At 65.1% G+C, this 18,812-nt stretch carries 20 protein-coding genes; 11 read left to right on the top strand and 9 right to left on the bottom strand.

Features of this window, described 5'->3' with window-relative positions; all coding sequences use genetic code 11:
• The first annotated feature begins 4 nt into the window (after positions 1-4).
• The 5 genes from L858_RS0101985 (at position 5) to L858_RS0101965 (ending at position 5,625) form a co-directional block, all read left to right on the top strand.
• Entirely contained in the window at positions 5-445 is a 441-nt protein-coding gene (locus tag L858_RS0101985; protein ID WP_022681473.1) for an HIT family protein, read from the top strand.
• A gap of 31 nt (positions 446-476) precedes the next feature.
• Entirely contained in the window at positions 477-1,778 is a 1,302-nt protein-coding gene (locus tag L858_RS0101980; protein ID WP_022681472.1) for a glycosyltransferase family 4 protein, read from the top strand.
• Between the two features lie 102 nt (positions 1,779-1,880).
• Positions 1,881-3,512, top strand: a complete 1,632-nt coding sequence (locus L858_RS0101975) for a capsular polysaccharide export protein, LipB/KpsS family (RefSeq protein ID WP_022681471.1) — start codon at positions 1,881-1,883, stop codon at positions 3,510-3,512.
• Complete coding sequence (locus L858_RS0101970; protein WP_022681470.1) at positions 3,505-4,791, top strand: capsule biosynthesis protein; 1,287 nt, start codon at positions 3,505-3,507, stop codon at positions 4,789-4,791. The genes L858_RS0101975 and L858_RS0101970 overlap by 8 nt, the downstream gene beginning before the upstream one ends.
• Positions 4,792-4,806: 15 nt before the next feature.
• Entirely contained in the window at positions 4,807-5,625 is an 819-nt protein-coding gene (locus L858_RS0101965; protein WP_028055693.1) for a phosphotransferase family protein, read from the top strand.
• Here L858_RS0101965 and L858_RS0101960 read toward each other — a convergent pair.
• Entirely contained in the window at positions 5,612-6,220 is a 609-nt protein-coding gene (locus L858_RS0101960; protein WP_022681468.1) for an ATP-binding cassette domain-containing protein, read from the bottom strand. The two genes, L858_RS0101965 and L858_RS0101960, sit on opposite strands and share 14 nt — an antisense overlap.
• Positions 6,210-6,911, bottom strand: a complete 702-nt coding sequence (gene modB / locus L858_RS0101955; protein ID WP_028055692.1) for a molybdate ABC transporter permease subunit — start codon at positions 6,909-6,911, stop codon at positions 6,210-6,212. The genes L858_RS0101960 and modB overlap by 11 nt, the downstream gene beginning before the upstream one ends.
• A gap of 119 nt (positions 6,912-7,030) precedes the next feature.
• Here modB and L858_RS0101950 point away from each other — a divergent pair, with 119 nt between their 5' ends.
• Positions 7,031-7,777 carry an HAD-IIB family hydrolase gene (locus L858_RS0101950; protein WP_022681466.1) on the top strand — a complete coding sequence of 249 codons (747 nt, stop codon included), beginning with the start codon at positions 7,031-7,033 and terminating at the stop codon, positions 7,775-7,777.
• Positions 7,778-7,805: 28 nt separating this feature from the next.
• Here L858_RS0101950 and modA read toward each other — a convergent pair whose 3' ends face one another.
• On the bottom strand, positions 7,806-8,576 hold the full coding sequence (modA, locus tag L858_RS0101945) for a molybdate ABC transporter substrate-binding protein (RefSeq protein WP_037504249.1): 771 nt from the start codon (positions 8,574-8,576) through the stop codon (positions 7,806-7,808).
• 127 nt (positions 8,577-8,703) lie between these two features.
• On the opposite strand from modA, the gene L858_RS0101940 reads away from it, so the two are divergent.
• Entirely contained in the window at positions 8,704-10,371 is a 1,668-nt protein-coding gene (locus L858_RS0101940) for a molybdopterin oxidoreductase family protein (RefSeq protein WP_022681464.1), read from the top strand.
• On the opposite strand, the gene L858_RS0101935 is transcribed toward L858_RS0101940, so the two are convergent.
• Positions 10,368-11,546: a glycosyltransferase gene (locus L858_RS0101935; RefSeq protein WP_022681463.1), complete on the bottom strand. Its 1,179-nt coding sequence runs from the start codon at positions 11,544-11,546 to the stop codon at positions 10,368-10,370. The genes L858_RS0101940 and L858_RS0101935 overlap by 4 nt on opposite strands.
• A 57-nt stretch (positions 11,547-11,603) precedes the next feature.
• On the bottom strand, positions 11,604-12,167 hold the full coding sequence (locus L858_RS0101930) for a helix-turn-helix domain-containing protein (protein ID WP_022681462.1): 564 nt from the start codon (positions 12,165-12,167) through the stop codon (positions 11,604-11,606).
• Positions 12,168-12,264: 97 nt separating this feature from the next.
• Between L858_RS0101930 and L858_RS0101925 the strand changes: the two genes are divergently transcribed.
• Positions 12,265-12,714, top strand: coding sequence for a DUF6456 domain-containing protein (locus L858_RS0101925; protein ID WP_022681461.1), 450 nt, complete (start codon positions 12,265-12,267; stop codon positions 12,712-12,714).
• Positions 12,715-12,763: 49 nt separating this feature from the next.
• Here the strand turns inward: L858_RS0101925 and L858_RS0101920 are convergent, their stop codons facing one another.
• The 4 genes from L858_RS0101920 to L858_RS0101905 are packed head-to-tail and all read right to left on the bottom strand — an operon-like array spanning position 12,764 to position 15,355.
• Positions 12,764-13,306, bottom strand: a complete 543-nt coding sequence (locus L858_RS0101920; RefSeq protein ID WP_022681460.1) for an NUDIX hydrolase — start codon at positions 13,304-13,306, stop codon at positions 12,764-12,766.
• On the bottom strand, positions 13,303-13,980 hold the full coding sequence (locus L858_RS0101915; RefSeq protein WP_022681459.1) for a TPM domain-containing protein: 678 nt from the start codon (positions 13,978-13,980) through the stop codon (positions 13,303-13,305). The genes L858_RS0101920 and L858_RS0101915 overlap by 4 nt, the downstream gene beginning before the upstream one ends.
• The gene (locus L858_RS0101910; protein ID WP_022681458.1) at positions 13,980-14,747 is read right to left on the bottom strand and encodes a TPM domain-containing protein; all 768 of its coding nucleotides are present in this window, start codon (positions 14,745-14,747) and stop codon (positions 13,980-13,982) included. The genes L858_RS0101915 and L858_RS0101910 overlap by 1 nt, the downstream gene beginning before the upstream one ends.
• A 5-nt stretch (positions 14,748-14,752) precedes the next feature.
• Positions 14,753-15,355: a LemA family protein gene (locus L858_RS0101905; protein ID WP_022681457.1), complete on the bottom strand. Its 603-nt coding sequence runs from the start codon at positions 15,353-15,355 to the stop codon at positions 14,753-14,755.
• Between the two features lie 102 nt (positions 15,356-15,457).
• Here L858_RS0101905 and mscL point away from each other — a divergent pair, with 102 nt between their 5' ends.
• The 3 genes from mscL (at position 15,458) to L858_RS0101890 (ending at position 18,803) form a co-directional block, all read left to right on the top strand.
• Positions 15,458-15,886, top strand: a complete 429-nt coding sequence (gene mscL, locus L858_RS0101900) for a large conductance mechanosensitive channel protein MscL (protein WP_022681456.1) — start codon at positions 15,458-15,460, stop codon at positions 15,884-15,886.
• A gap of 134 nt (positions 15,887-16,020) precedes the next feature.
• Positions 16,021-16,296 carry a hypothetical protein gene (locus tag L858_RS0101895; protein WP_022681455.1) on the top strand — a complete coding sequence of 92 codons (276 nt, stop codon included), beginning with the start codon at positions 16,021-16,023 and terminating at the stop codon, positions 16,294-16,296.
• A gap of 134 nt (positions 16,297-16,430) precedes the next feature.
• On the top strand, positions 16,431-18,803 hold the full coding sequence (locus L858_RS0101890) for a chemotaxis protein CheA (RefSeq protein ID WP_022681454.1): 2,373 nt from the start codon (positions 16,431-16,433) through the stop codon (positions 18,801-18,803).
• The last annotated feature ends 9 nt before the right edge of the window (positions 18,804-18,812 follow it).

Raw genomic sequence — 18,812 nt, 5'->3', positions numbered from 1 at the left:
CGGTATGAGCCTTGATGGAACTTATGATGAGAGCAATGTCTTTGCCCTCATTCTACAGGGAAAAATCCCTTCGACCAAACTCTACGAGGATGAGCACACCTATGCGTTCCTCGATATCCAGCCGCAGTCGAAGGGGCACAGCCTGGTCATCTCCAAATGGTCCAAGGCGCGCAACATCCTCGAGATCGAGGATGAGGCGCTGGCCCAGGTGATGGCGACGGTGAAGAAGGTCGCCACCGCCACGCGCAGGGCGCTCGATCCCGACGGCATCCATGTCGCGCAGTTCAACGGAACCCCGGCCTGGCAGACGGTCTTCCACTTGCATTTCCACATCGTGCCGCGCTGGGAAGGGCAGCCGCGCACATTCGTCGCGCACGCGCAGGGCCATTTTGCCGATCCTGCCGAGTTGCAGGCACTGGCCGACGAGATTCGCGCCCAGTTCTGATGCACGCTTTCCAGTCTGGAACGGATGTCGCATGGCGCTGAAGCCATTCAAGGCGCCCGGTGCGCGGCTTGCTTTGCGCTCGAAGCGGGAAAGCCGGCGCTTCGCGGGCGGCGGCGAGCATCCGGCCGAGGTGATCCTCGACGTTTCGCGCCTGCTTTCCCGCAGCTTCCATGCCGCGCCGACCGGGATCGACAGGGTTGAGTTCGTCTATGCCCGCGAACTGCTGGAGCGGATCCCGGGCAGGCTCGCCTTTGCGGCGGTTCATCCGGCGGGCGGCTATTATGGCCGGCTGAATGACGCGGCGGTGCGCCAGTTCCTGGCCTTCACCGCCGCGCGCTGGCGCAATACCGAACCGGTGGACGAGCGGGCGAGCAAGGCGGCGGTGATCAAGCATCTGATCGCGCTGCGGCCGCGCCCCGTGCCGGCGGCGCAGGGGCCGCGCATCTATCTGCAGGTGTCGCCCCACCATCTGGACGATGCCGAACAGGTCGAGGCGATCCTGCGGGCGGAGGGCGCACGCTTCGTGACGCTGGTGCATGATGTCATCCCGCTTACCCATCCGGAATTCGCCCGGCCGCAAGGGGCGGAGGAGCATCTGAAGCGGGTGCGCACGATCGACCGCTTCGCCGACGGCATCATCGGCAACAGCCAGGCGACCATTGATGCCCTTGCGCCGCATCTGGAGCGGGGGCTCGACGGGCGGGTGATCCGGGTCGCGCATTTCGGTGCGGACGCGCCCGACATGGTGGTCACCGGCAATCATGCGGTGCCGGAGCGGCCCTATTTCGTCTATATCTCCACCATCGAGCCGCGAAAAAACCACCTGCTGCTGCTGAATGTCTGGCGGCGGCTGGTCGAGAGGCTGGGCGATAAGGCCCCCGTGCTGGTTCTCGTCGGTAGGCGCGGGTGGGAAAATGAGAATGTGGTCGACATGCTGGAGCGCGCGGAAATCCTGCGCGGTCATGTGATCGAAGCGGGCAGCGTACCCGACAATGAGATGAACGCGCTGGTGGCGGGCGCCCGCGCGATGCTGATGCCGTCTTTCGAGGAAGGCTATGGCATGCCGGTGATCGAGACATTGTCGGCCGGCGTGCCGGTGATCTGCAGCGACATCGTCGCCCATCGCGAGGTCGGGGGGCAAGCGCCTGACTATCTCGATCCGCTCGATGGCCTCGGATGGCTGCGCACGGTCGAAGCCTATAGCCAGCCGGATTCGCCGCAGCGGGAAGCGCAACTGGCACGGATCGCGCAATGGCGTCCGCCGACCTGGGGCGCCTATTTCGATATCGTCGTGGGCATGCTTGACGAGATGACGGCGATGGCACCTGCTTGACGTCTGTGTTCCGGACGATCATGGAAGCCGCTGAAAGGCCGCGATTTCGCGCCCTTCTCTGCGTTGCAGGCTGATTGGGCGAAGGGGCGGGGACGGCTTTTCATGACTGCGCTACCATTTCTGCGCTCTCCGCCATTTCCGGGCATCGCACCTGCCACCGCTGCGGTGAGTGTGGCGGGTGGTGAGGCGCACGCGCCAGTTTCTGACAAACTGCTCGACATGGTTGCCATGGCGCGCGTCGGCTCCTCCTTCTGGGGGCATCGGCCGGAGAGCGTGACTCTGGTCGTACGCGAGGGTGTCGCCGTGCCGCAGCCGCTGCTTGAAGGGCTGTCGCGCGATGAGATTGGCATAGTCCGCGGCGCGAATGTGCGACGGAGCGGGGTGTCGGGCCGATTGCTACCGTCACCCTGCGATCCGTGGGCAATCATTGCCGCCGCCCGATCGGTGCATGCCGAGCCGGAGGATGAACTGGCGATTATCGCGGGATTGCTGGGCATTCCGGTCCTGGGGGCCGATTTGCAGCCGATCGCGCCCCATATCCTGCGGGACAACGCGCGCCGGGCGATCGCGGCGGCCAACTATCGGGATTGCTTCAGCGGCAGGCCCATCGGCGCGGAACAAGCGGTCACGCAACTGGCTGACTGGCGCCGCTATTTCGAAGGCAATCGCGGCATTGCCGCGGCGAGCGGCATGGCCTTCTGGAAGCGCGATGCGATCCGCCGCTTTTTGTGGGATGGGCTGGGCTCTCCGCCCTTGCTGTCCGCTGAGCGGGGCTTGCGGCTGGCCGGGAAGACGGGCGGCACGCTAGCTGTTTGGCCATCCCGTGTAGCGCAGGCTGACATGGAACGAGCACGACAGGAGGGCGTGCCCGTCGCCAAGGTGGAGGATGGCTTCCTGCGCTCCAAGGGGCTGGGCGCGGCGCTGCATCCGCCTGGGTCCGTTGTCATCGACCGGTCGGGCATCTATTATGACGCCCGCTTCCCCAGCGATCTCGAAACATTGCTGGCCACCCATGATTTCTCGGCTGAGCTGGAGCAGCGCGCTGCTCGCCTGCGTGCGCTCATACGCGCGTCGGGTGTAACCAAATATGGAACGGACACCGGGCGAATGATCGATCTGCCGGCCGAGTGCCGCACGGTGCTCGCGATCGGTCAGGTCGAGGATGATCTCTCGGTCGCCTTCGGCGGGGCAGGTTGCGCGGGCAATCTTGACCTTTTGAGGCGGGTGCGGGTTGCGGAGCCGGACGCCCATATCATCTATCGCCCTCATCCGGACGTTCAGGCAGGCCTGCGCCGAGGGCATCTGAGCGACACGGCAATCCTCGACCACGCCGACGCGATCGACACCGGATCGCCGCTGATGGCGCTGGTGCAGGCGGTCGATGAAGTCCACGTCCTTTCCTCCCTCACCGGGTTCGAGGCGCTGATGCGCGGCCGCCCGGTGACGGTGCATGGCATGCCCTTCTATGCCGGCTGGGGACTGACCCGCGATCTGGCGCCGTCCACTCATCGCAGGGGCCGCGTGCTGACGCTGGATCAGCTTGTCGCGGGAGCCTTGATTCTCTATCCAAGATATCTTGACCCGGTGACGCGCTTGCCTTGCGGACCAGAAGTGATGGTCGAACGTTTGGCGAGCGGGGCGCCGTCGTCAGGGTCATGGCTAAGCCGGATGCGGACTTTACAGGGAAAGTTGCAGCGATTTATGACCTTGTCTGCTGAGTATTTGCATGGTTGACGCGGCGGCCAGAACTTTCCTTTTTCTCCAGGGACCCCATGGCCCCTATTTCGCGATGCTGGCCGATGCGCTGCGAGAACGCGGTCATGTGGCATTGCGCATCAACATCAATGGCGGCGACAAGATCGACTGGCCGGGCGAGGGCGCGACCGACTATCGGGGCACCTTCAAAAACTGGCCGCTCTTCTTCGACGATTTCATCGTCAACCACGGCGTGACCGACTTGATCCTGTACGGCGATTGCCGCCCTTATCACGCGTCCGCGCACAAGATGGCGCGGTTGCGCAACCTGCGCGTGCATGTGGTGGAGGAGGGCTATATTCGCCCCGACTTCCTGACCTTGCAGGAGGACGGGGTGAACGGGAATTCCACCCTGCCACTCGACCCCGACTGGTATCTGGAACAGGCGAAGGCGCTTTCCTCGGAAGAGGAAGGCACGCGCGAGCCGCAAATTCCCTCCACCTTCCGCCAGCGCGCGCTGAACACCGGCCGCAACGGCATGGCATCGGCCCTGCTGCGCCCGGCCTTCCCCTTCTACCGCACGCATCGGCCGAACAGCTTTCTCTGGGAGACGGTGGGCTGGTTCAAGAAGCTGAACCTGCGCAAGGTCGAGCGCCGCAGGTCGCGTGAGGAATGGGGCAAGGTCAAGGACCGGCCCTATTTCACCCTGCCGCTTCAGCTGGACTCCGATTACCAGATCCGTGTCCATTCGCCGTTCGGCAACATGCGCGCGGCGCTGCGCTTCGTCATCAAGAGCTTCGCGGCCCATGCTCCGGCGAACACCGCGCTGGTGGTGAAGCGCCACCCGCTGGACCCCGGCCTGGTCGGCTGGGGGCGGCTGACGCGCCGGCTCGCTGCACAATATGGGGTGTCAGATCGTGTCTTCTACCTCGCCGACTGGGACATAGGGGAAGTCGTGGGCAAGTCGCTCGGCGTCGTCACGGTGAACAGCACGGTGGGCACGCTGGCGCTGAACGCGGGCAAGCCGGTCGTGGTGCTGGGGCACGCCGTCTACAAGGTGCCGGGCGTCGTCCACAAGCGGTCGCTGGATGAGTTCTGGCCGGCACCGGGCGCGCCCGACATGGCGCTTTATTCGGCGTTCCGGCGGGTGCTGATCGACCGCTGCCTCATTCGGGGTGGGCTGCTGAGCGACGAGGGACTGGAGATGCTGGTGCGCAACGCGGCGGAGCGGCTGACCCGGCGTGAGGTGCCTCGGTCGCAGAAGCGCGAGCCACGGCTCGTTCATGACCGGACCCCGCCACGCACAGCGATACGCTGAGCCGTACGGCGGTCGGTGTTGAGCGCGGAATTGATCCCTCTCGCGTCCGGCGCGAGCTCGCGTGTTTGCCGGCTCCCGGGGGAGCGCGTGGTCAAGATCTTCCACGCGGCCGTCTCCGATGAGATGATCGCCCGGGAGTTCACCGCCGCGACGCTGGCGGCGGAGGGCGGCGTCCCCACGGCTCGCCCCTTGCGTGAGGACATGATCGAAGGCGCGCGCGCGATCCTCTATCCAGAAGTGCAAGGGCCGACACTCATGCGCCAGATGCGCGCGCGGCCGCTGCAAAGCGACGCCCTATTGCGCGACATGGCGCTGCTGCACCGCCAAATCCACGGCTGCGCCGCGCCAAGCCTGCGCTCCTTGAAGCAGGTGCTGGCGACCGATATCAGCTATGGTCCGGCCGAGCCGGTGGTGCAGGATGCCGCTCTCGCTTTGCTGCAGGAGTTGCCGGAGGGCGAAAGCCTGCTGCACGGGGACTTCCATATCAGCAATATCCTGCTGTCGGCCGAGGGGCCCATAGCGATCGACTGGTCCAAGGCGGCGCATGGGGCAGCGACGGCCGATGTGCTGCGTAGCGAGATGCTGCTCCGCTTCGGCGAGGGGCCGCAGGATTGGCTCACCAACCACGCGCGCGACTGGGCTGCGCGGCGCTATATGACTCATTATAGACGTTGCGCGGGCGAGCCGCTGTCGCTTGAACCGCAATGGCGAGCGGTGGTGGCGCTGGCGTGGCTGCGCGCACGCGGGCCAGTACGGCAGCGAGCTTTTACTGCTTATCTGCATCGGGCGCTGGCAGCGGTCGGGCTGCCACTACCGGTGGTCACATCGAGATGATGTGATCGGCGAGCCGCTCGACCTCCGCTCGGTCGTGGCTGACATAGAGGATCGGCATGGCGAGATCGCGCTTCATCCGCTCGATCACCGGCAGGATTTCCTCGCGCCGCGCGGGGTCGAGGGACGAGAGGGGCTCGTCCATCAACAGGAAGCGGGGGCCGGACAGAAGGGCGCGGCCGATCGCCACCCGCTGCGCTTCGCCGCCGGAAAGGGTGGAGGGCCAGCGGTCGAGCAGATGGCCGATGCCGAGAAAGTCGAGCACGGCGGCAAAGGGCAGGGGCGGCTCGCCATGGCGGCCATAGAGGAGATTTGCGCGCACCCGCATGTGCGGGAACAGCCGGCCATCCTGGAATATATAGCCCGCGCGGCGCCGCGCGGGGGGCAGGTCGATGCCCGCCTCACTGTCGAACAGCAATTCGCCGTCGACATCGATCCTGCCGCGCCCCGGCGCGATCAGCCCGGCCACCATGTTGAGGATGCTGGTCTTGCCCACGCCCGATGTGCCAAAAAGGGCGACCAGGCCGGGACCGGTCCGCGCCTGGAGGATGATGCGCCTGTCGCCGACGCGATGGTCTATGTCGATGTCAAAGGACATGGTTGGTCCTGCCGCCGCTCGCGCGCCGGGCGAGGGCCTCCGACGCCACCAGGGCGGCAAGGGAGAGAAGGATGGAGATGATGGCCAGCCGGGTGACGGCGACTTCCGCGCCGGGCAGTTGCAGCGCAGAATAGATGGCGATGGGCAGGGTGCGCGTTTCGCCCGGAACGTCGGAGACGAAGGTGATCGTCGCGCCGAACTCACCGATAGAACGCGCAAAGCCGAGCACCAGACCTGCCATGACGCCGGGCAGGCAGAGCGGCAGCGAGATGGTGAGAAAGACGCGCCAGCGGCCTGCGCCAAGCGTGCGGGCGGCGCCCTCCAGCCGCAGGTCGATCCCTTCGATCGAGAGGCGCATCGCGCGCACCATCAGCGGCATCGCCATGATCGCGGAGGCGAGCGCGGCGCCGGTCCAGCGGAACATGAAGCTGAGGCCGATCGTTCGCTCCAGCCAGCCCCCGACGGGGCCGTTCTGGCCGAACAGGATGAGCAGCAGCCATCCTGTCACCACCGGGGGAACGACAAGCGGCAGATGGACGAAGGCGTCGATCAGCAGCTTGCCCGGGAAGCGGACGCGCGCCAGCAGCCAGGCGAAGGCGAACGCCACCGGCAGCATGGCGGCGACCGCCACCAGGCTGACCTTCAGCGAGAGCAACAGGATCGTCCATTCTTCGGGGGAGAGGCCAGGCATCATCCGCCTCTTTCGTCCAGCTTCGCGATTGCGGTCAATTGCAAAGCGGCGTCATCGCGGTTGCATCCCGTTGATGCACAAGGCAATGCCGTTCGAGTACCCTGTCCGGAGCCCGTTAAATGAAAGAGCTGATCGCGTTCGACCTTGATGGCACGCTGGCGGAAAGCAAGCAGCCGCTGGGCGAGGCCATGGGGGAGGCGCTGGCAAACCTGCTGGCGGTGGCGCACGTCGCGGTGATCTCCGGCGGGGACTGGCCGCAGTTCGACAAGCAGGTCGCGAGCCGATTGCCGGCGCGCGCGGACCTTTCGCGCCTGTGGCTGATGCCGACCACCGGCACCAAGCTGTTCACCCATGGAGGGGCCGGCTGGACGCCGGTCTATGCCGAACTGTTCGATGACGCGCAGAAGCAGGCCATTTTCGCTGCATTCGACGCGTCGCTGGAGGCGACCGGCTTTGTTCCGGAAGAAACCTGGGGCGAGCGGATCGAGGATCGTGGGAGCCAGATCACCTTCTCGGCGCTCGGCCAGCAGGCGCCGATCCATGCCAAGGAAGTGTGGGACCCCGATTTTGCCAAGCGCAAGGTGATCCAAGCGGACCTGCGCACGCGGCTGCCCGGTTTGTCGATCAACATGGGTGGCGCGACTTCCATCGACATCACGCGGGAGGGGGTGGACAAGGCCTATGGGCTTCAGAAGCTGCGCGACGCCAGCGGGATCGCGTTGGAGGCGATGCTGTTCATCGGTGACGCGATCTTCCCCGGCGGCAACGACTATCCGGCCAAGACGCTGGGCCTCGATACGGTGCGGGTACGCGATCCGCAGGAGACACTGTCGGTGATCGACGCGATCGTCGCTTGTCAGAAATAAGCGAGCCGCGCCGATGCGATCCCCGGCGCTAGGGCTTGCTGAAGCCATAGCGCGCAAGGATCTGTCGGCCCCGACCTGACAGTAGGAAGCGGCGAAAGCCCTCTGCTTCTGGATGGCGGCTGCCGGTCAGCCTCGCCAACGGATAGCGGATCGGCTCGTGACTGCTGGCCGGGAATACGCCCAAGACGCGCACTTTCGGCGAAGCACGGGCATCGGTCGCGTAGACGATGCCGAGCGGCGCCTCGCCACGTTCCACCAGGGCCATGGCGGATCGGACATTGTCTCCGCGGGCCAACCGGTCGGCTACTTGCGGCCAGACGCCCAGCCGGGTCAGCGCCGTCTTCCCATATTTGCCCGCCGGCACGCTGTCCGGATTGGCGATGGCAAGGCGCGAGGTGCCGAGCGCGCGGGCGATCGGCATGCGGGGTCCGATCCTCAACCGCAGCGAGGAGCGCGCGGGTGCGATCAGCACCAACTGGTTTCCCGCCACGTCGGCGCGGGTGCCGCGCGCGACCAATCCCGCCTTCTCAACCTCGTCCATCCAATCCTCATCCGCCGAGACGAACAGGTCCGCTGGGGCGCCGGCCCTGATCTGGCGGGCGAGAGCCGAGGATGCGGAAAAGGAGAGGACCGGCCGGACATGGCGCTGCGCTGCCCAGGCGTCTGCGGCTGCGTTCATCGCCTCCTGCATGCTCGCGGCGGCCAGGACCAGCGGTCCCCGCTGGGCTGCCATGGCGGGCGTATCCGATATATGGAGGAATATAGCGACGAGCGCGAGCGCGCGGAGAATCGGCTTCATCCGCTGCTTCTGCCATTGCACCATACTTTTGTCTCGCCTCACCATCAGCTAAGGCGGCGAGATGATCTGCGATCCCATCTTAGTTGTGCCGAGCTTTCAGGACATGATCAGAGTCGCAACCTGATCCATGCCCGTAATCCGTTCGCTTTGTGGTCAGTGCAGCCTGGGATGCGGCGTTCGCGCCGTGGTGGGGGAGGCGCGCGAAGTATCGATAGCAGGCGACCCGGCGCATCCCGTCAATAGCGGCCGGCTGTGCCCGAAAAGCACCGCCTTGACCGAGCAACTGAAGCTGGACGACCGCTTGCTGCAGCCAATGATCAATGGACGTCCGGTCGGCTGGCCGCGGGCGATTTCTCACGCGGCGCGGCGTCTGTCCCACATCATCGCGTGCCATGGCGGTGAAAGCGTGGCGCTGCACGTTGCCGGCGATCTCCTGACCGAGGATTATTATGTCGCCAACAAGCTGATGAAGGGCTTTGTCGGCTCTGCCCATATCGACGCGCCCGGCATCGAGACGGACGGGGTAGCCGCCGCGCAACGCGCCGCCTTCGGTGAAGATGTCATGCCCGCCGCGATGGAGGATGTGGAGCAGGCCGACCTGTTGCTGGTCGTGGGCGCTGCAACGCTTCACCGTCACCCCATCCTGCATGAGCGCATAAAGGCCGCGCGGGCGGGACAGGGCAGCCGACTGGTCCTGATTGCGCGCGGTGAGGAGGGGGGAGACATCGATGCCGATCTGCGCGTCGCCATCGCCCCGGGTTCGGAAGCCGCGTTCTTCTCCGGACTGCTGCTGCATGCTCATGATAGCGGCTCGCTGGACGAGTCGTTAATCGCGAGCAGCCTGATCATCCCGCCCGATTTCTGGGCCGGCTTGAAGCGAGGCCATGACCTTTGGTCGGTAGCGCGCCTTTGCGGGCTCGATGCAGGACCATTGCGCAGCCTTTATGAGATGGTGCTGGGGAGTGGCCGGCTGGTGACGCTGTTCAGCCCCGACAGCGACGCGTCCGGCGATGTCGGGGTGCGGCTCGCTGGCACGATCCTCAACCTGCATCTTGCCACCGGGCAGGTCGGCAAGCCCGGCGCTGCGCCCTTCGCCATCGCCGGCGCTCCCAACAGCATGGGCGCGCGGGAGGTTGGTTGCGGGGCGGCCGAGCTTTCGGCGCATCGCGACTTCTGTGGCACGGGGGCCGCCCATGTTGCGCGCTTCTGGGGCGCGCCTGCCTTGGTGAGCGGCGCTGGGCTGTCGGGTGAGGCGCTGACCGAGGCGGTGGCCGGTGGGCGCATCAAAGCCATGCTGATGCTGGGCGGTCTGTCCTCCGCCGCCGATCGGCTGCGCGGCCTGCTTGACCGCATTCCGCTGGCGATCCTCTCCACTCCCTGGATCGAGCCGGAACTGAAGACAGGCCGACTAATTGCGCTGCCGTCGCCGCCGTGGATAGAAAAGGATGGCACGCTCACCAGCACGGACCGTCTCATCAGCCGCCAGCGGCACCTTTTGCCGCTGGCCGGAGAGGCGAGGCCCGATTGGTGGATCGTGACGCAGATCGCCCGCGCCATGGGCTGGGGCGACGCCTTTCATTATGAACGGCCGGCGGAAATTTATCGCGAGCATGCGCGACTGACGGCTTATTACAATGAGGATAGGCGCCTGCTGAACCTCAGAAGGCACGCGCCGATCTCCAACCCTGCCTATGCTGAGTTGACCCCTTGGCGCTGGGGCGAGGTGCCGTTCGACGAGGGCCGCTTTCCCACCAGCAACCGCAAGGCGCGGCTGGTGGCCTATTGGGACAGCTAGCCAGCTCCCTTGGCGGCTATGCCGTGCAGATGCTCCACCAGCGTATCGCCATTGGTGGCCCAGGTGAAGCGTAGCGCGGTTTCGCGCACTGCTTCGCGATCCGGCGGATTGATGAGGATGTCGCTGATGGCGGCGGCGATCGCTTCAGGCTCGCGGGCGACGATCTGTCCCGCCTCGGGCCTGTCGAGCAGTTCCCGCGCACCGCCCACGTCGGTGATGACGATCGGCGTGCCGCAGGCCAGCGCCTCCACCCAAGCATTGGCGAGCCCCTCCGAGGAGGAGGGCAGGGCCATGACGTCAGCGGCAGCGTAGATGCGGGGCAGGCGGTCGTGCGGAACCGAGCCCAGGAAGCCGATGCGGCGGTCGACGCCGAGGTCGGCCGCCAGCTTCTCCAGCGCGCGGCGATACTGACCCTGTCCCGCAAATAGCAGCGTCACGCCCGGCAGCAGCGGCAGGGCCTGGACCAGCAGGTCCTGCCCCTTGCGCGGAATGAGCGCGCCGACACAAAGGACGACCGGCCCTTCGAAACCCAAGGCCTCCTTCGCGGCCGCTCGATCCGCGATCTCGAACCGGTCGAGATCGACACCGGTATAATGGACGCGTATCTTTTCCTCATCGATGCCCATGCGCGTCATCGACCGGCGCATCGCACCCGACACGGCGAGCAGGCCGACGGCATCATCCGCGGCGCGCTTGACCATTTTGCGGGTGTCGTTGCGGGCGCCCCAATAATGAATGTCCGCGCCTCGCGCCTTGACCGAATAGGGGATGCCCAGCGCGCGGGAGAGCCGCTGCGCCACGGGGCCATCGGGGAAGAAGAAGCTGGCGTCGATGACGTCGAATGGCTGCTGCTGATGCAGTTGCCTGACGAGCGGGAGGATCGCCCGCGTCATGCTGCCGACATTGAGACGCCCGCCGAATTTGGGGATGATCGGAAAGGTGGGTCGATAGACGGTGAGGTCCTGCCATCGTTCCTTGCGCGGCAGGGCGCGAAGCGCCGCATAGCGTTTGGTTGCGGACAGCGGCCATGGGGGAACGCCAAGCGGAGCGACCACCGTTACCCTGACGCCTTCCCGGCTCGCCAGCTCCCGCGCTTGCCGCTCCACGAAAACGCCGAAATTCGGGCGGCTCATGTCCGGAAACAGGGTGGAAAGCATCAGGACGTTCAGCGTCATGCCATCTTCCTACAGCGTCATGGTTTCTTCCGGGTTAAGGATGAAGCGCCCGTTTGGCTACAGCCGTCTCACCAGTTGAACCGCTACGGCGGCCCAGGGTGGGTCTGTGATCACCTGCTGTCGCGTGCCGATCCCGAGCGGAAGAACATGCAGGCGGTCGTCCTCCCGACCGATCAGCCGCCCGAACAGGAAGCGGCCTGCATGACGGGGCAGCAGCAGGTCGCGATTGATCACGCTCGCAAATTCATCCGGCGTGATGCGGCGGCACCAGATTTCGTCACCGCTGCGGTAATCGCCGATACTGCCGGACACTTGAACGCCCACCATCGCGTCGGCCGGTGCTGGCGGCGGCAGCGAAAGGGGGCGGGTCGGCGCGCGTGCGCCCTCCGGCCCCAGCAGCGCTGCGACAGGGACCACGCTTTGTCCTGGCAGCGCTACCAGTTCCGATGAGGAAACGCCGAGCGCCTTGGCGATACGGTTGAGCCAGTTGACCGAAACGGTTCGGGTGCCGGTTTCCAGGCGTCCGATGGTCTGTGCCGTTGTAGGTGGATCACACAGGGCGCCCACCTGCTCCAATGTAAGGCCCTTGGCTTTGCGTACCTCCCGGATGCGGGTGATCATATAGCTTCCTGATTTTACCTATTTGGTTTTTCTGCTTTCCTACAATCGGCGCGGCATGGCAAGGCCTTCTTTGGCGGATCAAGTTAAGGAGGTCGCAATGGCAGCGCAATTTGTCGAGCAGCTTGTGGAAGACCCGTTCGGGCGGATGCAGAAGGTGGCGGTCAATATCGGCGAATCGCCCCTGGCTTGGCTGCATGCTCGTGGTCATGTGTCGCAGCGCCATTATGTCGCGGGCGATTTGCTGAGGGCGGACTGGGAGAGGGCGGGCCTTGGCGCACGCGTCACGATGCGCTGGGACGCCGCGCCGTCACAAAAGGGAAGCGGGCTGAAGGCCGATCCGACACATGCCCAGCTTTCCGCGCGGGAGCGTTTGGACGGGGCGCTCCGCGCGGCAGGGCCGGGGCTGGCCGACATTTTGTGGCGGGTCGTCTGCGCGGGCGAAGGCTTGATCGCGGCGGAAAAGGCGCTGGGATGGCCGAGTCGTGCGGGCAAGCTGGTGCTGACCCTGGCGCTGGATCGCGTGGCGGGATGGTATCGGGTGAAATAGTGGCGTCGTCCACGCGGAAGCTGGGACGAGGGTCAGGAGGGTGGCTTCTCTACCCCACCATTCCCGCACCCAACAGCAACAGCAGCTTCACGTCGATCGCGAAGCCCGCCGCCCGCCAAGCGCCCACCTGCTGCGACAGCGAGGCCAGCGGCACGCGATGAACGCGGATGTCCTCGCCATCCACGCCGCCGCCTTCGCCGGTTTTTCGCAGATCATGGGCGCGGAAGAGGGAGAAGCTTTCCGACACCATGCCGGGTGAGCTGTGGAAATCGCCGAGCGATTCCATATGGCCGGCGCGATAGCCGGTTTCCTCTTCCAGTTCCCGGCTCGCCGCCAGCATGGCTTCCTCGCCCTCTTCATGGTCGCCGACAAGCCCTGCTGGGAGTTCGATGCAGCGGCGGCGCAGCGGCACGCGATATTGTTCGACCAGAAGGACATGGCGGCCATCCGCAGCATCTTCGATCGCCAGGATGACGGCAGCGTGGATGCCGCGCGATCGGCTGACATATTCCCAGCGGCCCCGCCGCTTCGCGGTAATGAAGCGGCCCTCCCACATGGTTTCTTCAGGAGAGTCGGCGTCATGGTCACTCATAGTTCGATCAGCCTGTCGGGCAGTTCATTGGGGTTGTCGCCCGTGGCGGGGAAATGCTGCGCCAGCACGGCACCAACCTGCCGAACCGCCTCGGCCATGCCGTCTGCTGCCCGACCCTCCCGAACGCCGTCGATCAGCGCTGCCATTGCCTCGCCCCAGACTTCGGGCGTCACCTTCTCGTTGATCGCGGCGTCGGCGACGATTTCGGCGCGATGCTCGTCGAGCGACAGATAGATGAGCACGCCGGTCAGGGCGCGGGTGCGGCCCTGCGCGACGGCGCGGAACAGGGTGATCGCCCGTCGCCTTACGCGGCGCGCTTTCGTTCCCTTGGGGGTCAGCGCCATGCGCAAGGGCATCCATGCCAGCGCATAGCGGACGATCAGAAATTTGAGGATCAACAGACCAAGAAGCAGCGTCAGCAGCTTCCAATCCTCAATCTCATGCTCCCAGCTTTGCAGCAGCCAGGCACAGAGCGCGCGGAAATAGTGGGGAAAGGCTGCTGCGGCGGAGAGCGCGAGGAAGACGACGCCGATCGCCCAATGCAGCCCCGCGTCATGATAGGGGTCGGATCGGTGGGCGACAATGGTGACGATCTCCCCACTCGTTTCCTTCTCCGCTTCCGCAACCGCTGCTGTGACCCGATCATGATCGGCCTGGTTGAAGTGCATGCGCATCACCAGCTTCCGGAGGCGCCGCCGCCCCCGCCGCTACCGCCGCCGCCGGAGAAGCCGCCGCCGCCCCAGCCTCCGCCGGACCCCCATCCCGAACCGCCGCTCCCGGGTCCCCAGATGATGACGGGTCCCGCGCCGCCACGATAACGTCGTCCGCCGCGCCGGCCGAAGATCATCGGCAGGATCACGAACAAGCCGATGAACAGCCAGAAGATCAGCATGACCGAACCGCCGTCATCGCTGGCAGCGCGCTGCTCCTCCTCTGCGGCAACGGCGCGCGCGCGCGCTTCGTCGGGCGGGAGGTTGAGCAGCGTGATGAGAGCATCCGATCCGGCATCGATGCCGCCCGCCATGTCGCCGGCCTTGAAGCGCGGCGTGATGCTGTTGCGGATGATCTGAGAGGAAAGGGCATCGGTCAGTATGCCCTCCAGGCCATAGCCTACCTCTATCCTGACCTTCCGCTCATTGGGCGCCACGATCAGGATCGCGCCGTCGTTGCGCTCCTTGCTGCCGATGCCCCAGGCGCGAAGAAGGCGGTAGCCATAATCGGATATGTCATAGCCCTGCAGGTCGGGCAGGGTCGCGACAACCAGCTGCCGCCCGCTCTGTGTTTCCAGCGCGGCGAGCTTGTCGCTCAGCGCCTGTTCCTGGGCCTGCGAGAGCAGGTTCGCGCCGTCCACCACCCGTCCGGTCAGCTTAGGGAATGTCTGGGCCTGCGCCACTGGAATGAAGACCAGCAGCGCAAGGATCAGGAGCAGGCGGCGGAGCATGGCGATCAGTTGCCGAAGTCGACCTTCGGCGCTTCCTCGGCGCCCGGTGTGGTTGCCTGGAATGGCGTCATCGGCTTGGCCCCGTGGATGATCTTGGCGCCGATCGCGTCGGGGAAGGTGCGGATGCGAGTATTATAAGCGCGCACCGCTTCATTATAGTCGCGGATGGAGACGGCGATGCGGTTCTCCGTCCCTTCCAGCTGCGATTGCAGGTCGAGGAAATTCTGGTTGGTCTTGAGGTCGGGATAAGCCTCGACCGAAGCGAGCAAGCGGCCGAGCCCCTGGCTTAATTGCGCCTGCGCCTGCTGGAACTGCTGCACCTTGGCAGGATCGGAAAGATCCTCCGCATTCACCTGCACCGATGTCGCCTTGGCACGGGCCTCCGTCACCCGGACGAGCGTGTCCTGCTCCTGCTTGCCCGCGGCTTTCACCGTCGCCACCAGATTGCCGATCAGGTTCGCGCGGCGCTGATACTGCGCCTGCACGTCGGCCCATTTGGCCTTGGCGACTTCCTCGGCGGCAGGAACGCTGTTTATGCCGCACGCGGAAAGGGCGAAGGCCCCCAGCAGCGGCAGCAGGAAAAGATGAAGACGGCGCAGGATCGTCATGGAGCATCCTTAAGCTTTGTTTCGCTGACGGAAATAGGTGGTTGTCGATGCGTTCGCAACGCCTCATGCTAAGATGATCGCAATCAGGGCAAGGGTTTCTCCATGGGGCTGATTTCCGAATTCAAGGCTTTCATCAACCGCGGCAACGTCATGGACCTCGCTGTCGGCGTCATCATCGGCGGCGCTTTCGCCACCATTACAAGGTCGCTGACCGACGACCTGATCATGCCGGTAGTCGGCTTCCTGTTCGGCGGCGCGGACTTCTCCGGCTACTTCATCCGGCTGGGCGACATACCCGCCGGCTTCAAGGGCAATCCGGAAAGCTATGTCGATCTGAAGGCCGCAGGCGTCGCGATGTTCGGCTGGGGCGAATTTCTGACCGTGCTGGTCAATTTCCTCATCCTCGCCTTCATCATTTTCCTGCTGGTAAGGGCGGTGAACAGGCTGATGCCAAAGCCGGAGGAAGCACCGGCCGCCACTCCGGAAGAGGTCATGCTGCTCCGGGAAATTCGCGATTCGCTCAAAAAATAATCATTTCTGCGACGAAAGGAGTCTGCGCCGGGAACCATCCTGCGTGCGACCAGTTGTTGGGCGTCAGGGTTCCGGGATTTCCGGCCCTTGCCGAACGACGTCAGCCCCAGGGGGGCGTAACAGGAGAACACGCCGTGAAAACCATCGTCTCTGTCCTTGGCCTTGCCAGCTTGATCGCGCTCGCAGCGTGCGATTCCAAGCAGGAGAACAAGGTTGAGAACGCGTATGAGAATCAGGCGGACGCCATCGACAATCAGGCCGATAACATGGAAGCCATGGCTGACAATCTGAGCGGCAACGCGGAAGCTGCTGCTGAAAACGCAGCCGACGCGCTGGAGAACAAGGCTGATGCGACCCGCGAGGCTGGTGAAAACGCTGCAGATGCCGCCGAGAAGAAGGCCGATCATTAAGGTCTGAAGCTCTGAGCTGTCAAAGGGCGTCGCGATCACGGTCGCGGCGCCCTTTTACTATGCATTTCCTGTCTTTAACGGCCCTTTAACCACGGCTGGCCCATGGTCCGTCCGCCGATCCACGGGGCCTGGGAATGGACGAACTACTTCAGGAATTTATATCCGAGACACAGGAAACGCTGGAGGCCCTGGCGGGGGAGGTCGTCGCGTGGGAGGCTGATCCGTCCGATCGTGACCGGCTGGACGCGATTTTCCGGTTTTTCCACACAGTCAAGGGCAGCTGCGGCTTCCTGAACCTCCCGCGCTTCGAGCGGCTGAGCCACGCTGCCGAGGATGTGCTGTCGGAGATCAGGGCAGGCACGCGCACCGCGGATCACGCGACGGTCAGCGCCGTACTGGCGATCATGGACCGGATCGCGGAGCTGGCCGAGGCGGTGGCGATCGGTGCCGCGCTGCCGCAGGAAAATGACGAATATCTGATCGGCGCCCTTATCGCCGATGCCGGTGCTCCGGCAGCGGAAAAAGCTGAGGAAGCAGCAGCCTCGGTTGCTGTCGCTCGCCCGTCGGGAACCCAGGCCGCACCGCGCACGATCCGCCTGCCTTTGGCCCTGATCGACCAGTTGATGAACGGCGTGTCGGACATGGTGCTGGCCCGCAACGAACTGTCGCGCAAGCTTCGGGAGCGGTCGGGCGACCCTGAACTGGAAAGTGCGTTCGAGCGGCTGTCCACCTGTGTTGCCGACATGCGGGACGCCATTTCCAAGACGCGGATGCAGCGCGTCGATCGGCTGTTCACCGCTATCCCGCGGATGGTGCGCGACCTTGGCCGCGACCTTGGCAAGCGCATCGATCTGCAGCTGGAGGGCGGCGACGTCGAGATGGACCGCGAGATGGTGGAGATGGTGGTCGATCCACTCACCCATATCGTGCGCAACAGTATCGACCATGGCATCGAGACGCCTGATAAACGCCGTGCGCTGGGCAAGCCGGAAGTGGGGCAGCTATGTTTGCAGGCGCGCCAGTCCGGCAACCAGATCGTTATCGAGGTCAGCGACGACGGAAAGGGCATCGATACTACACACCTGGTCGAGAAGGCGATCGACGCGGGGCGGCTCACGAAGGATGCCGTCATACGCATGAGCGAGGCGGAGAAGCTGGACCTGATCTTCCAGCCCGGCCTCACGACAGCAGACAAGGTGACGGCGATATCCGGACGCGGCGTCGGCATGGATGTGGTGCGCGCCAATGTCGAGCGGATCGGCGGCGCGATCACGCTGCAAAACCGACCGGGCCGCGGGCTGACCATCACGCTGCGCGTACCCCTGACGCTGACCATCATTCCGGGGCTGATCGTCCGGGCGGGCGGGCTGCACTTCGCCATCCCCCGCTCGGCGGTGGTCGAGATATTGCACGACAATAATGAAACGCTGCAGATTGCCGAAGTCGGCGGCGCGAAAATCGCCACGATCCGGTCGGTTCGCCACTCGATGATCGATCTGGAGCATGTACTGGGCATGGAGAAGCCTGAGCAGGCCGGGCCGCGCGCGATCATGGTAGTGCGCTCCGCCTCCGGCGTTCCCTTCGCCATGGGCGTCTCGGCGGTCGATAATCATGAGGAGCTGGTCATCCGGCCCGCTTCTCCGCTGATCATGGCGGCAGGGGTCTACGCCGGCATGACCTTGCCCGACAATGGCAAGCCGATGCTGCTGCTGGATGCAGGCGGCCTCGCGAGCGCGGCGGGGCTGCCCAACATCATCGATGATCCCGCGGCAAGGCGAAGCAGCGAGGACCAAGAGAGGGAGCAGGGTGTTGAGATGGTGTCGGCCCTGCGCTTTGAGGAACTGACAGGCGAACGCCGCCTGCTGAAACTGTCGCTGATCGAGCGGGTGGAGGATATCGACGCTCATCTGTTCGGGCGGTCTGGCGGTCATGCTTTTGTGCGGTTGGACGGAAGGCTGGTGCCGGTCGTGAACGGGCAGCATGATTTTGCCGCAGAAAAGGTGGCAGCACTGCGCCTGCGCGACGGCAGCCGCGAGGCCTGCTACCCCGTCGCGGCGGTGCTCGACATTGTGGACATGCCGGCCGTGCCTGACATGGTGGCGATGCATGGCATCTTGAGCGGCGTTGCCGTCGTCGAGGGGCAGCATCTGGAAGTGATCAATCCCTTCGCGCTCTTCGCGGCACTGCCGGATGGTCCATTAAGGGAGAAGGGGTCGGGCCGCTGCCTGCTGGCTGATGGAGACGATGGCTGGACCCGCGAGATTCTGGCCCCGCTGCTGCGGCAGGCGGGGCATGAAGTCGTGCTGGGTTTACCCATCGATGCACCAATCGAGCCTGACGATGTGCTGCTGTTCAGCAACGGCGACACTGCGCAGGCAGTCGATATGCTTGGTTGTCGCGTTGTCCAGTTGCGCGCAACGCCGCGCCCCACTGGGCCGCAAGACGAAAGCATCTACCGCTATGACCAGGACTCGTTGATGGCGGCCATTGCCGGCGTCCGGCGCTGAAGGAGAACG

Origin of the sequence: Sphingobium bisphenolivorans (genome assembly GCF_000412635.1) — a bacterium.
In the GTDB taxonomy this organism is placed as follows: domain Bacteria; phylum Pseudomonadota; class Alphaproteobacteria; order Sphingomonadales; family Sphingomonadaceae; genus Sphingobium; species Sphingobium bisphenolivorans.
Note: the sequence above shows the minus strand (reverse complement) of the source record. Positions and strands in the feature narration are given on the sequence as shown.

What these genes read in the sequence shown, in the direction of transcription:
- L858_RS0101960 (WP_022681468.1), bottom strand. Translation starts at nt 6,220, where the DNA reads ATGTCCTTTGACATCGACATAGACCATCGCGTCGGCGACAGGCGCATC.
- L858_RS0101910 (WP_022681458.1), bottom strand. Translation starts at nt 14,747, where the DNA reads ATGCTCCGCCGCCTGCTCCTGATCCTTGCGCTGCTGGTCTTCATTCCA.
- L858_RS0101980 (WP_022681472.1), top strand. Translation starts at nt 477, where the DNA reads ATGGCGCTGAAGCCATTCAAGGCGCCCGGTGCGCGGCTTGCTTTGCGC.
- L858_RS0101940 (WP_022681464.1), top strand. Translation starts at nt 8,704, where the DNA reads ATGCCCGTAATCCGTTCGCTTTGTGGTCAGTGCAGCCTGGGATGCGGC.
- L858_RS0101920 (WP_022681460.1), bottom strand. Translation starts at nt 13,306, where the DNA reads ATGAGTGACCATGACGCCGACTCTCCTGAAGAAACCATGTGGGAGGGC.
- L858_RS0101925 (WP_022681461.1), top strand. Translation starts at nt 12,265, where the DNA reads ATGGCAGCGCAATTTGTCGAGCAGCTTGTGGAAGACCCGTTCGGGCGG.
- L858_RS0101890 (WP_022681454.1), top strand. Translation starts at nt 16,431, where the DNA reads ATGGACGAACTACTTCAGGAATTTATATCCGAGACACAGGAAACGCTG.
- L858_RS0101930 (WP_022681462.1), bottom strand. Translation starts at nt 12,167, where the DNA reads ATGATCACCCGCATCCGGGAGGTACGCAAAGCCAAGGGCCTTACATTG.
- L858_RS0101975 (WP_022681471.1), top strand. Translation starts at nt 1,881, where the DNA reads ATGACTGCGCTACCATTTCTGCGCTCTCCGCCATTTCCGGGCATCGCA.
- L858_RS0101950 (WP_022681466.1), top strand. Translation starts at nt 7,031, where the DNA reads ATGAAAGAGCTGATCGCGTTCGACCTTGATGGCACGCTGGCGGAAAGC.
- L858_RS0101905 (WP_022681457.1), bottom strand. Translation starts at nt 15,355, where the DNA reads ATGACGATCCTGCGCCGTCTTCATCTTTTCCTGCTGCCGCTGCTGGGG.
- modA (WP_037504249.1), bottom strand. Translation starts at nt 8,576, where the DNA reads ATGAAGCCGATTCTCCGCGCGCTCGCGCTCGTCGCTATATTCCTCCAT.
- L858_RS0101985 (WP_022681473.1), top strand. Translation starts at nt 5, where the DNA reads ATGAGCCTTGATGGAACTTATGATGAGAGCAATGTCTTTGCCCTCATT.
- L858_RS0101935 (WP_022681463.1), bottom strand. Translation starts at nt 11,546, where the DNA reads ATGACGCTGAACGTCCTGATGCTTTCCACCCTGTTTCCGGACATGAGC.
- mscL (WP_022681456.1), top strand. Translation starts at nt 15,458, where the DNA reads ATGGGGCTGATTTCCGAATTCAAGGCTTTCATCAACCGCGGCAACGTC.
- L858_RS0101970 (WP_022681470.1), top strand. Translation starts at nt 3,505, where the DNA reads ATGGTTGACGCGGCGGCCAGAACTTTCCTTTTTCTCCAGGGACCCCAT.
- L858_RS0101915 (WP_022681459.1), bottom strand. Translation starts at nt 13,980, where the DNA reads ATGCGCATGCACTTCAACCAGGCCGATCATGATCGGGTCACAGCAGCG.
- modB (WP_028055692.1), bottom strand. Translation starts at nt 6,911, where the DNA reads ATGCCTGGCCTCTCCCCCGAAGAATGGACGATCCTGTTGCTCTCGCTG.